11 protein-coding genes and 1 tRNA gene are annotated in these 12,164 nt (G+C 68.1%); 6 read left to right on the forward strand and 6 right to left on the reverse strand.

Annotated features, from left to right (window positions below; genetic code table 11):
* Nucleotides 1-40 precede the first annotated feature (40 nt).
* From ectA to CKO28_RS09460, 6 genes are all read left to right on the forward strand, one after another.
* Nucleotides 41-721, forward strand: coding sequence for a diaminobutyrate acetyltransferase (gene ectA, locus CKO28_RS09435; RefSeq protein WP_200340450.1), 681 nt, complete (start codon nt 41-43; stop codon nt 719-721).
* Nucleotides 722-1,158: 437 nt separating this feature from the next.
* Nucleotides 1,159-2,529, forward strand: coding sequence for a substrate-binding protein (locus CKO28_RS09440; RefSeq protein WP_200340452.1), 1,371 nt, complete (start codon nt 1,159-1,161; stop codon nt 2,527-2,529).
* Nucleotides 2,530-2,679: 150 nt separating this feature from the next.
* The gene (locus CKO28_RS09445; protein WP_200340454.1) at nt 2,680-3,696 is read left to right on the forward strand and encodes a branched-chain amino acid ABC transporter permease; all 1,017 of its coding nucleotides are present in this window, start codon (nt 2,680-2,682) and stop codon (nt 3,694-3,696) included.
* Between the two features lie 6 nt (nt 3,697-3,702).
* Nucleotides 3,703-4,869: a branched-chain amino acid ABC transporter permease gene (locus tag CKO28_RS09450; RefSeq protein WP_200340456.1), complete on the forward strand. Its 1,167-nt coding sequence runs from the start codon at nt 3,703-3,705 to the stop codon at nt 4,867-4,869.
* Between the two features lie 19 nt (nt 4,870-4,888).
* Nucleotides 4,889-5,653 (forward strand): ABC transporter ATP-binding protein, encoded by a 765-nt coding sequence (locus tag CKO28_RS09455; protein ID WP_200340458.1) that lies wholly within the window; start codon nt 4,889-4,891, stop codon nt 5,651-5,653.
* Between the two features lie 115 nt (nt 5,654-5,768).
* Entirely contained in the window at nt 5,769-6,575 is an 807-nt protein-coding gene (locus CKO28_RS09460; RefSeq protein ID WP_200340460.1) for an ABC transporter ATP-binding protein, read from the forward strand.
* A 127-nt stretch (nt 6,576-6,702) separates the two neighbouring features.
* Here CKO28_RS09460 and CKO28_RS09465 read toward each other — a convergent pair whose 3' ends face one another.
* The 6 genes from CKO28_RS09465 to CKO28_RS09490 all read right to left on the reverse strand — a co-directional run bounded on the left by CKO28_RS09465 (nt 6,703) and on the right by CKO28_RS09490 (nt 11,861).
* A complete protein-coding gene (locus CKO28_RS09465) occupies nt 6,703-9,138 on the reverse strand; it encodes an FAD-dependent oxidoreductase (protein WP_200340461.1) in 2,436 nt (811 codons plus the stop codon).
* Complete coding sequence (locus tag CKO28_RS09470) at nt 9,135-9,383, reverse strand: hypothetical protein (RefSeq protein ID WP_200340462.1); 249 nt, start codon at nt 9,381-9,383, stop codon at nt 9,135-9,137. The genes CKO28_RS09465 and CKO28_RS09470 overlap by 4 nt, the downstream gene beginning before the upstream one ends.
* Nucleotides 9,383-9,520 (reverse strand): hypothetical protein, encoded by a 138-nt coding sequence (locus CKO28_RS09475; protein ID WP_200340464.1) that lies wholly within the window; start codon nt 9,518-9,520, stop codon nt 9,383-9,385. The genes CKO28_RS09470 and CKO28_RS09475 overlap by 1 nt, the downstream gene beginning before the upstream one ends.
* 178 nt (nt 9,521-9,698) lie before the next feature.
* Nucleotides 9,699-9,775: transfer RNA gene (locus tag CKO28_RS09480), tRNA-Ile, on the reverse strand.
* A gap of 104 nt (nt 9,776-9,879) precedes the next feature.
* The gene (gene rho / locus CKO28_RS09485; protein WP_200340465.1) at nt 9,880-11,130 is read right to left on the reverse strand and encodes a transcription termination factor Rho; all 1,251 of its coding nucleotides are present in this window, start codon (nt 11,128-11,130) and stop codon (nt 9,880-9,882) included.
* 344 nt (nt 11,131-11,474) lie between these two features.
* On the reverse strand, nt 11,475-11,861 hold the full coding sequence (locus CKO28_RS09490; protein ID WP_200340467.1) for an ArsR/SmtB family transcription factor: 387 nt from the start codon (nt 11,859-11,861) through the stop codon (nt 11,475-11,477).
* Nucleotides 11,862-12,164 lie beyond the last annotated feature (303 nt).

Consider the following 12,164-nt stretch of genomic DNA (forward strand, 5'->3'; position numbering starts at 1 on the left):
GGTTGGCGGCGAGCACCCAAGCAAGGACTGCGCGAAAACCGTGAGCGACGACGTAACCTACCGCACCCCCTCCATCGACGATGGCGCCGAGATTTGGCGCATGGTCGACGAGTCTGTAAATCTCGACCGGGATTCCGGCTACGCCTATTTCATGGTGGCGCGCAACTTCGCCGCGACCAGTGTGGTCGCGGAGCGCGGCGAGCACACCATCGGCATGCTGACCGCCTACCGTCTGCCGCAGGACCCCCGGCGGCTATTCGTCTGGCAGGTCAACGTGCGCGATCCGCACAAGAACAGCGGGATCGCGAGCGGCATGCTCGACCATCTGCTGCAGCGCGACGAGGCGGCCGGCGTGCGCTGGGTCGAGGCGACCATCGTGCCGGGCAACACGCCCGCCGAGAACCTGTTCAAGAGCCTGGCCAACCGTCTGGACTGCCCGATCCGGGAGACCGAGGCGTTCGCCGACGAATTGTTTCCGGACGCCGAGCGCAAGGTCGAGCGGCTGTTCGTGGTGGGCCCGATCCCGTACGAAAAGTGCGAAATCCGGATCCGGCCAGAGGGCGGCAGGTATCGTCTCTACAGCTTCTGGGACGGCTCCGAACTGCCGGCGTTCGAGCCCGCCAACCCGGCGTTCGACGACTTCGACGACGCCAAGCGCGCCGCCGAGAAGGTCCGCATCGATCACGGCGCAAGTAAGGTCGTGGTTGAACGCGAAGGCTGAGCGCCCAGTCGACCGAGCGCCGGTTTCGACGGCCGCGCGCCGCCGCCGTCAATCCGCGACAGGTGTGGGCGCGCGGCCCGGTACATCGGGAGTCGCGGTCCCCGTCGGATTTAAGCTATAGTCGACGCGCCGCGATTGTTTGATGACCCAAAAATCCGCCGAGGAGCGGGGCTTTGACGGGGGCGCTACGGGGGCTACGGGGGCAGTTCCACCGACTTTAAGTGGCGAATTCAGAATAGTATTGGACCGTGTTGGCGAGTGACGGTAGGCTCGCGTCACGTTCGGTAGGGCAAAATAGAAAAAGCCGTCCGCCGAAGCTTGCGAACGCGTCCGATATCGGCTGTGGCCCGCCCGGGCCGCAGATCGGGCGCTGGGGTAGGCAGCCGGGACACCACCAAACCCGTCCCGGTTATAGGTAAACGTTCAGGAGAGGCAGAATGACAGACAACGGCAATCCGACTGGCTGGTCCCGCCGGCGCTTTCTGCAGACGGGCGCCGCGACGACCGCGGGCCTGGGCGCGCTGAGTTTCAGCGGCACGGCGCCGACGGGCTTCGTGCGCAACGCCTGGGCGCAGGACTTCCGCAACAACCCGGGTAATTCCGACACCGTCACGCTCGGCTTCAACGTGCCGCAAACCGGCCCCTACGCCGAAGAGGGCAAGGACGAGCTGCGCGCCTACAAGCTCGCCGTGAAGCACCTGAACGGCGAGGGCGACGGCGGCATGCTCAACACGATGCAGCCGACCGCGCTCAAGGGGAACGGCATCCTCGGCAAGAAGGTCGACTACGTCACCGGCGACACCCAGACCAAGTCGGACGCCGCGCGCGCGTCGGCCAAGCGCATGATCGAGCGCGACGGCGTGGTCATGGTGACCGGCGGTTCGTCGTCCGGCGTCGCGGTGTCGGTGCAGGCGCTGTGCCAGGACATGGGCGTGATCTTCATGGCCGGCCTGACCCACGCCAACGACACCACCGGCAAGGATCGCCGGCGCTACGGCTTCCGCCACTTCTTCAACGCCCACATGTCGGCCGCCGCGCTGGGCCCGGTGCTCAAGGAGCAGATGGGCACCAACCGCAAGTCCTACATGCTGGTCGCGGACTACAACTGGGGTTGGTCCGTCGAGGAGTCGATGAAGAACGTCACCGAGGAGATGGGCTGGGAGACGGTCAACGCCCTCCGCACCCCGCTCGGGACCAGCGACTACTCGCAGTACCTGACCCCGGTGCGCGATTCCGGCGCGGACGTCTTGTTCCTGATCCACTACGGCGGGGACATGGTGAACAGCCTGACGCAGGCGGTGCAGTTCGGCCTGAAGGACGCGACCGTGAACGGCAAGCCGTTCGAGATCGTGGTGCCGCTGTACTCCCGCGTCATGGCGCAGGGCGCCGGCGAGGCCGTCGCCGGGATCTACGGCTCGACCAACTGGCACTGGTCGCTGCAGAACGAAGGGTCCGAGGCGTTCGTCAAGTCGTTCGGCGAGGAGTACGGCTTCCCGCCGTCGCAGGCCGCGCACACCTGCTACGTCCAGACGCTGCTGTACGCCAACGCGGTCGAGTCCGCCGGCACCTTCTACCCGCCGGAGGTCATCAAGTTCCTCGAGGGCTTCGAGTTCACCGGCATGGGCAACGGCGACACGCTGTACCGCGCCGCGGACCACCAGGCGTTCAAGCCCGTCCTGGTGGTGAAGGGCAACGACGACCCGCAGAGCCAGTTCGACCTGCTGGAGGTCGTCAAGGAAGTCCCGACGGAGGAGATCATGTATCCGGCCGATCTCTATCCGGGCAATCTGGGCCCCTACGAGGTCTAAGGCCGGGACGACGTGTCCACACGATCGGGACCGGCGTGCGCGTTTTCGGCGCGCGCCGGTCCCATCGCCTTCTTCCATCCGGCTTGCACCCGTGGCTTGGGCGACGTCCGGCTAAGCGCGCCCGCGCTGGGTTAAGGGGACAGGAAATCGATGGATAGCCTGCTGCTCCAGCTGCTCAACGGCCTGGACAAGGGCGCCGCCTACGCGCTGATCGCGCTCGGGCTGACGCTCGTGTTCGGCACGTTGGGGGTGGTCAACTTCGCGCACGGCGCGCTGTTCATGCTGGGCGCCTTCGTGGCCGTCAGCGTGAACAAGCTGCTGACCATCTCCCAGAAGGTGCGCGACGAGAGCATCACCGCCTTCGAGGCCTATACCGAGAAACCGTACCTCGAAATCTGGCTCGGCGATCTCGGCACGGAGATCATCCAGTGGTCGGTGCCGATCTCCGCCTTGGTGGCGATCCCGGTGATGCTGTTGATCGGCTTGGTGATGGAGCGCGGGCTGATCCAGTACTTCTACAAGCGCACCCACGCCGAACAGATCCTGGTCACCTTCGGCTTGGCGATCGTGCTGGGCGAGATCATCAAGGTGTTTTTCGGCGCCAACCCGATCTCGCAGTCCGCGCCGCCGGAGCTGTCGGGCGCCGCGCGGTTGGGCGCCATGCTGGGGCTGAACGAGAATCTGGTCTATCCCTGGTGGCGCCTGGTCTATCTGCTGTGCTCGTTCCTGATCGTCTCCTCGGTGTTCGCGTTCCTCAAGCTCACCACCTACGGCATGGTCGTGCGCGCCGGCATGGCCGATCGCGAGATGGTTGGCCTGCTCGGGATCAACATCCAGCGCCGCTTCACGGTCGTCTTCGGAATCGCCGCGATCGTCACGGGGCTCGCGGGCTGTCTTTACACACCGATCCTGCCGCCGGACTACCACATGGGCATGAACTTCCTGGTGCTGTCGTTCGTGGTCGTGGTCGTGGGCGGCATGGGCTCGCTCGGCGGCGCGGTCTGCGCCGGCTTCCTGCTCGGCATCCTGCAGTCGTTCGCTGCGATGAGTTGGGTCAAGGACATCGTGCCCGGCATCGACCAGATCATCATTTACCTCATCGCCGTCGTGATCCTGCTGACCCGTCCGCGGGGCCTGATGGGTCGCAAAGGCGTGATGGAGGGCTAACCGGCCATGGCCAGCATCACGCACTTCAATCCCTCGACGCCCAAGCGCGACCTCGCGGTCATGGGGATCTTCGCGCTGGTGGTCCTGACCGCGCCGATCTGGGCCACGCCGATCGGGGCCAACTACCCCGACCTGCTGCAGCGCTTCGCCATCTTCGGGATCTTCGCGATCGGCTATAACCTGCTGTTCGGCCTGACCGGCTATCTGTCGTTCGGTCACGCGGCGTTCCTCGGCGTCGGCTCCTATGCCGCGGTGTGGATCTTCAAGCTGCTGACCATGAACGCGATCCTGGCCGTGGCGTTCGGCATGCTGGTGGCCGCGGTCTTCGCGGTGGCGATCGGGTACGTCGCGCTGCGCCGCGCCGGGATCTACTTCGCCATCCTCACGCTCGCCTTCGCGCAGATGTCGTACCGGCTGGCCTATTCGGTGCTGACTCCGATCACCAATGGCGAAACCGGCCTGACCCTGGACGGCAACGATCCGCGGGTGATCGACGCGCTGTTCGGCGGCGGTGGCGAGGGCATCCCCAACCCCTCGCTGTTCGGCCTGGAACTGACTGGCTATGCCGCCTTCTACTTCTGCGCGGTGGTGCTGATCCTGGCGTTCTGGGTGTCGCTGAAGATCTTCCGCTCGCCGTTCGGCCTGAAGCTGCTGGCGATCAAGTCCAACCAGACGCGGATGCGCTTCACCGGCTACAACACCCGGCCCTACGTGCTGACGGTGTTCGTGATCTCGGGCATGTACGCCGGGCTCGCCGGATCGCTGATGGCGGTCACCGACCCTCTGGCCGGGGCCGAGCGGATGGTCTGGACGGCCTCGGGCGAGGTCGTGCTGATGACCATCCTGGGCGGCGCCGGCACGCTCGTCGGGCCGATGCTGGGTGCCGTCCTGATCAAGTACGCGGAGAACATCTTCTCCGCCGTCAACGATAGCCAACTTGCCGATCTGTTCGGCTTCCTGCCGGAGCCGGTGACCGATCTGATGGTCGGTGTGGCCAGCCTGTTCGTCGGCGAGGGCTGGCACCTCACCCTCGGCCTCTTGTTCATGGCGATCGTGATCTTCCTGCCCGGCGGCATGATGGAAGGCCTGTACCGGATCGGCGGCGCGATCAGGCGCCGGCGTGCCGGCGGACGGGCCGCGGACAATTCAGCCGTCACCCAGCCGTCGGAGTAGAGGGGCCGCACGACCGACCATGGCACAGAATTTCGTCCTTAACGTCTCCGACGTGAACAAGAGCTTCGGCGGCCTGCAGGCCCTGACCAACATCAACTTGCAGATCGAGGAAGGCAAAACCCACGCGGTGATCGGCCCCAACGGGGCGGGCAAGTCGACCCTGCTGAACACGGTGATCGGCCGGCTGGCGCCGGATACCGGCTCGGTGCTGTTCGACGGGGTCAATCTGACCGGCAAGACCGCGCACCAGATCAACCAGCTGGGTGTGGCCCGGGTGTTCCAGACGCCGGAGATCTTTCTCGACCTCACGGTGCTGCAGAACATCGAAATCGCCGCGCTGGCCAAGCGCGACGGCGCGTTCAGCTTCAAGCCGTTCCGCTCGATGTTCTCGGAGACGAAGATCCAGCAAGAGGCCGTCGACATGCTGGACGATATGGGCCTGCATCACCTGCGCGATCATCCCGCGGCCAACCTGTCGCGCGGCGACAAGCGCCGGCTGGAGATCGCCATGTGCCTGATCCAGCACCCGCGCCTGCTGCTGCTCGACGAGCCGACCGCCGGCATGGCCCGGCACGACACCAACCGCACCATCGATCTGCTGCAGCGGATTAAGGCACGCGGCATGACCAAGGTGATCATCGAACACGACATGCACGTCGTGTTCTCGCTCGCCGACTGGATCAGCGTGCTGGCCCAGGGGGCAATCATCGCCGAGGGCACGCCGGAGGACATCAAGGGCAACCCGAAGGTCCAGGAAGCCTACCTGGGCGGCACCGAGGTCTAGCGCAAAATCGATGAAGGTCTAGTCGACCTTCATCTTGCCCTAGAGCCTTGGTCGCTCCGCGCGCGCGAGCGCCAGCCGAGCCCGTCGACGCCAGCCAACGGAAAGACACGCAGTCATGAGCGAGAGCGAAACCGCCAGCGCCGCCGCCGACAAGGCGTACCGGGATGCCCAGGAGCACAGTGCGGAGCTGAAGGCCCAGGTTGGTACCGGCGCGCCGGACTCCTATTTCGCCTGCCGGAACCTGCACGCTTTTTACGGCGAGAGCTACATCGTCCAGGGCGTCGGCTTCGAAATTCCGGAAGGCAAGATCCTGGCGCTGTTGGGCCGCAACGGCGCGGGCAAGACCTCGACCCTGCGCACCATCGCCCGCGCCGGCTCGCCCGAGCTGCGGCAGGGCGAGGTCTGGCTGCAGGGCACCGCGATCCACCCGATGAAGGATTTCGAGGCCGCCCAGCAGGGCATTCAGCTGGTGCCGGAAGACCGCCGGATCATCGGCGGCCTGACGGTCGAGGAGAACCTCGAGCTGGCCCAGATCGCCGAGCCCAGGGGCTGGGAGTTCGAACGCATCTACCAGGCGTTTCCGCGCCTGAAGGAGCGCCGCACGCAGGACGCCAGCACGCTTTCCGGCGGCGAGCAGCAGATGCTGGCGATCGCCCGCGCGCTTGCCCGGGACGTCAAGCTGCTGCTGCTGGACGAGCCGTACGAGGGGCTGGCGCCGGTGATCGTGCAGGAAATCGAGCGGATCCTGTCCGACGTGCGCCAGCTCGGCATCACCACCATCATCGTCGAGCAGAACGCCGTGGCCGCGCTCAAGCTGGCGGATCTGTCGATCATCCTCGACCAGGGCGAGGTGGTCTACGAGGGTAGCGCCAAGGACGTCCTCGACAACGAAGATCTGCGCCACGAGTACCTGGCGATCTAAGACGGGGCTCGGTTCAGTCCCTCTCTACTAGGTAGGGCCACGGGTCTATTCTTGCGGCAACCTTCTCTCCCTAACCCTCTCCTCCCAAGTGGAGGCGAGGGGACCGATGTCGCCGTTCTCCTGAAAACTACTCCGCCGCGCGCCGTTTGGCGGCTGGCTGGCGGCGCGCGGCCAGTTCGGGCTCGCTCGCGAACACGCGGCCGGCCGCCGCCGCACCGGACAGCAGGGCGTCGCCCGCCGTCGGGCCGAGGCACCAGTCGCCGCAGGCGCCCAGGCCCAGCCCGGAATCGAACAGGCAATCCTCACCCACCGGCTGGGTCACTTGGCCGTAAAGCCAGCGGTGGCCGATCAGCTGCCGCGGGTCCGGCAGGTCCGGCTGGTGCGCCCGGAAGGCGTCGAACAGCGCCCGCGCGATCGGGTCGAAGTCGTCGTCCTTGTGCGCTTGCGACCAATCGGCCGTGGCGTGCAGGGCCCATACGTCGGCCAGCGGGTCGCGGCCCGGCTTGGCGGTGTCGCGCACGGCCTTCTCCAGAACCGGATCGTCGACCGGCAGCAGCAGCTCGCAGTCGACTTCCAGTAGCTGATCGAACACGGCAAGCGCGCTCATGATCGGGCGGTAGGCGGCCGTGCGGGCGCGCGCCGCCAGTGCAGGGGCATGCGCCGCGATCAGGTCGGCCGCCTGGCGCGCCGGGGCGGTGACGACCACCCGGTCGAACGGGCCGTGCGTTTCGCCGTCAATAACCAGCTGCCAACCGGCGCGATCGCGCTGCAACTCGGTGACCGCCGTGCCCTGGCGGATGTCCAGCTCGGCGCCCAGATGCTGCGCCAGCCCGCGGGTCGTCGGCAGAGCCACCTGCCAGGGCTGGTCCGAGCCCGCCGGCGTCCAGTCGCCCAGCACCTCGCGTTCGCGCCACGCGGCGCGGTAGGGCGTCAACCGTGGGTCGCCGATCTCCAGCTTGGGCGCGCCGTGGTCGGCGAACCGGCCGTCGCCCAGCCGCTTTGCCGCGGTCCGGCCGCCCGGCAACCGGCCCTTGTCGAACACCGTGACCGGGACCCCGTGGTCGGCCAGCGTGCGGGCGCACATCAGGCCGGACAGACCCGCGCCGACGACCGCAACCGTCGGCAGGTCGGATCCGCGGACCTGGCGGGCGGTGTACGCCGCGACATCGAGGCGCTTGGCGTGGACCTCGGTCGAGCGATGGCGGACGGTGCCGAAAATCGCCCGCTCCGGCTCGAACGGCCGATCGAACGCGCCCAGGCACCAGAACAGGCCGGAGTAGGAGTTCGGATCGCCGCCGTCCAGGCTGTAGCGGTTGTTGAGGTCGACCAGCAGCTCCGCGGTACGTTCCGGGCCGGGCGTCCAGGTCAGCAGCTCCTTGGCCCAGGTCATGCGCAGGTTGTTGTGCAGGTAGCCGCGCCGGAAGTAGCCGAGCTGCGCCGCGTTCCACAGCGCGTCGTCGGTCTCGCCGCGGGCCAGCGTATCCCAGTCGTAAAGCGCCGGGCGCGGATCGATTTCCCGGCGCTTCAGCGTCTCCCACGCCCAGTCGGGGACGATCGCGGTGCTGTCGTGGTCGGGGACGTGGAAGGCGTAGGCCCAGGACATCTCCCGCCAGATCAACAGCTCGTCCAGGAACTTGTCCGCGCCCTTGCCGCCGGCCGCCGCGGCCTCGCGGGCGACCCGGGTCGCCGCGATCATGCCGTGGCGCAGGTAGGGCGACAGGCGGGAGACGTAGCTTTCCTGCAGCGCGTCGTTGCGTTTGGCGGCGTAGCCCGAGAGCCGGCTGTCGCGCCAGTCGGCCCAGTGCGCGGCCGCCGCCGGCTCGCCGCCCGGGAATTCCGGGACCGGCGGCACCGTATGGTCGATCGCGCAGGCAGCCGTGAGCGCGCCCAGGTCGCAGGCCGACAGATCGTCGCCCGCGATCCCCAGGTCGCCGGCATAGCGCGGCTGCCGCGGGGCGACCGGCGGGAAGCCGTCGTCCAGCCGGCGCCGGCGCAGTTCCTTGGTCGCGTTGCGGAACTTGAACGCCCGGTCGTACGCCCGGCCCACCTGGCGCATCGGCACCAGGCAACTCGCGTCGACCGCCAGCACGGGCCCGCCGCTGGCCGCGTCGGCCGCGGCCAGCAGGCGCGTGCGTCGGTCGCGATACGGGCGGGTGGGCACGTCGTCGGTGACCGTCAGCGCGGCCCCGGCGATCAACTGGCGCGCCGCATCCGTACGCTTGCCGGGGCGGTGGACGTGGACGCACACGCGTACACCCATGGCCGCCAGCCCCTGCTGCAGCGCGCGAAGGCCTTCCAGCTGGAACCGGTGGTGGCGGTCGCTGGCGAGCGGCTGATCCTCGCGCAGCTCGGCCAGAACCACCGGCGGAAGGCCGTGTGCGTTGGCCAGCGTCAGCGCGGTGTCGAGCGCCTGATTCTCCTGCGTGCGCAGGTTGCCGTCCAGCACGTACAGCACGTACGGCCCGTCCGCCGGCGCCGCCTCGCGCAGCACCCGCGTCCGCAATGCCAGCGTCCGGGGGAGGGGCGCGGTCAGCCGGCCGTGGTCGCTCGCGTCGTCGCTCACGCGCTGCCGGGCCCGCCGCCGGTTTCGCCGCTGGCTGGACCGCCGGTGGCCTCTTCGTCGATCCAGTCGTGCCGCGCGACCTCGGGGTCGGGGGCGTCGTCGTGCCGGCCGCGGCCCGCCACCGACGGCCCGTTGCCGGCCTTGCACGCCCGGCGCCAGCCCGCGGCGGCGAGGACCAGCAGCCCGGCGGCCGCCACGCCGGCGGCCGCGTGCACGCCGTAGTTCAGGCCCATCCGGATCAGCATCAGCGCGTCTCCTTGTCGCTGTTGCGGGACTTGCACATCCGCCGATAGGCGCAGGCGCCGCCGAACACCGCACTGCCGATCGCCAGGCCTTTCACGAACCCGGCGGTGGCGGCGAGGTTTTGGAGAACGAAGCCCATGCGATGCCTCCCTCAAGAACGATTGATCGCACGAATGCAGGTAGGGCGCGCCTCGCCGCGGACCAGGGGGCGCGGCGAGCGGCCGCTCGCGCCTCGACAGGCGCGAGCGAGGCACCCCTTCATGCGTATCGATAAAAACCGGCAGGAGCGTTGCGACGCGCAGCTTAACGCAGGCGGCTGGTAGGGGCGCCGGGGATCGAACCCGGAACCTCCCAGTTATAAGCTGGGTGCTCTGACCGCTTGAGCTACACCCCCGCGATGGCGGACGCGCACGGCCGGCCGGCGGCCGTGCGGTATTCGTCCGTTGCGGGGGCGGAAGCGGGTCATGCTGGCTCCGGATGGCGCTCGGGTCGGTGGCGCTACTGGTTCATCATATCGAAGAACTCGGTGTTGTTCTTCGTCCGCCGCAGCTTGTCGGTCAGGAACTCCATGGCGTCCATGGTCCCCATCGGCTGCAGGATCCGGCGCAGCACGATCATCTTGTTCAGGCGGTGCTCGTCGACCAGCAGTTCCTCGCGCCGGGTGCCCGAGGGGCCGACGTTGATCGCCGGGAAGACGCGCTTGTCCGCCAGCTTGCGGTCCAGGACGATCTCCGAGTTGCCGGTGCCTTTGAACTCCTCGAAGATCACCTCGTCCATCCGGCTGCCGGTGTCCACCAGCGCGGTGCCGACGATGGTGAGCGAGCCGCCCTCCTCGATGTTGCGGGCGGCGCCGAAGAAGCGCTTGGGGCGCTGCAGGGCGTTGGCGTCGACGCCGCCGGTCAGCACCTTGCCGCTCGACGGCACGGTCGTGTTGTAGGCGCGGCCCAGGCGCGTGATCGAATCCAAGAGGATCACCACGTCCTTCTTCGCCTCGACCAGCCGGCGCGCCTTCTGCAGCACCATCTCGGTGACCTGGACGTGGCGCTGGGCGGGCTCGTCGAACGTCGAGGAGACGACCTCGCCCTGCACCGTGCGCGCCATGTCCGTGACCTCCTCCGGGCGCTCGTCGATCAACAGGACGATCAGGTAGCACTCCGGGTGGTTGGTCTCGATCGCCCGCGCGATGTTCTGCAGGATCATCGTCTTGCCGGCGCGCGGCGGCGAGACGATCAGCGCGCGCTGGCCCTTGCCGAGTGGCGCCACCAGGTCGATCACCCGGTTGGTGATGTCCTTCTGCGCGTCGGTCTGCAGGTCGAGCTTCTCGTCCGGATAGAGCGGCGTCAGGTTGTCGAAGTTGATCCGGTGCTTGAGCGCGTCCGGCGCGTCGAAGTTCACCGTGTTGACCTTGAGCAGGGCGAAGTAGCGCTCGCCCTTGTTCGGCGAGCGGATCTCGCCGTCGACCGTGTCGCCGGTGCGCAGGGCGAACCGCCGGATCTGGGACGGGCTGACGTAGATGTCGTCCGGGCCCGGCAGATAGTTGGATTCCGGCGAGCGCAGGAAGCCGAACCCGTCCTGCATGATCTCCAGCACGCCCGAGCCGTAGATCGAAACGTCCTGTTGCGCCAGGCGCTCCAGGATGGCGAACATCATTTCCTGCTTGCGCAACGAGGAGGCGTTCTCGACATCCAGTTCCTCGGCGTAGGCGAGCAGGTCGGCCGGCGATTTGGCCTTCAGGTCTTGCAGGTTCATGAGGTGCGGAATTCGGGTGCTGACGGCGCGCGCAAGGCACGGTGCGCGGCGGGCGGGTCGGTGGCGGCGTGCCGGAAGTCATTCCGGCATCACGCAGCCGGCTGGCAACAGTCGGACCCGGCTGGGAAACTGTCCCAAGCGGTATTTTAGTTTTGCCGGTCGGACCGGCAAAACGCAAGGGGCCAGCACCCGGCGCCCGCGGGTCGATTTCGCCCGCCCCGATGCGATTGCGGGACGCGCCGCCGGGGCTCGCCGGCTGGACCGACGCGCGTGCCATTTTGGGGGCGCCCAGCTGCCGGCCGCGCGGCCGGGCAGCCCCCTGGAGGTGAGGCCGTGGGCCGGCGTCAGCCCTGGCGGCTGGCTGCCCGGCCGTCGGTCGCCTGGCCGTCGGGGACGCCGCCGTCCACCCGGCCGGGCGCGGCAGGGGCACAGTACAGGCGGTACAGCGTCTCGATCACCGCCTGCACTTCCGTGCTGGCCAGCGAGTAATAGATCGACTTGCCGTCGCGCCGGGTCGCCACCAGGCCCTCGCTGCGCAGACGCGCCAGCTGTTGCGACAGGGTCGGCTGGCGCAGCTCCAGCAGGGCTTCCAGATCGCCGACCTTCCGCTCCCCCTCGGCCAGGTAGCACAGGATCATCAGGCGGTCCTTGTTGGACAGCGCCTTCAGCAGGCGCGCGGCTTCGTCCGCGCTGCGCTCCAGTGTCTCCAGATCCTTCGTCGTGATATCCATGACGTCCTTTCCCACCGCAAAGCGGGCCTTCTCGCTGTTATGTCCGGGGCGTCTCCGGCCGGTCCGGCGCCGGACCTCGTGCCGGCAAACTGGCGCTGGACCCCGCCGGTGTCCGCGTGCCGCCCACGAAAATTCCCGCCTCAAAATGACCAACCAAGATATATACCCTTCGTCTGATGTGTAAATAACCTGCGTGCGCCGGGGCCGTCTGGCCGATGTTGGGCCCGATCCGACGGCGACACGGCCGCCTCCGCGCCGGCCGCCGGTTGGCAAGCGCGGGGCGGGGGTCTATGCACGAGGGGT

Origin of the sequence: Rhodovibrio sodomensis (assembly GCF_016583645.1) — a bacterium.
GTDB lineage: Bacteria > Pseudomonadota > Alphaproteobacteria > Kiloniellales > Rhodovibrionaceae > Rhodovibrio > Rhodovibrio sodomensis.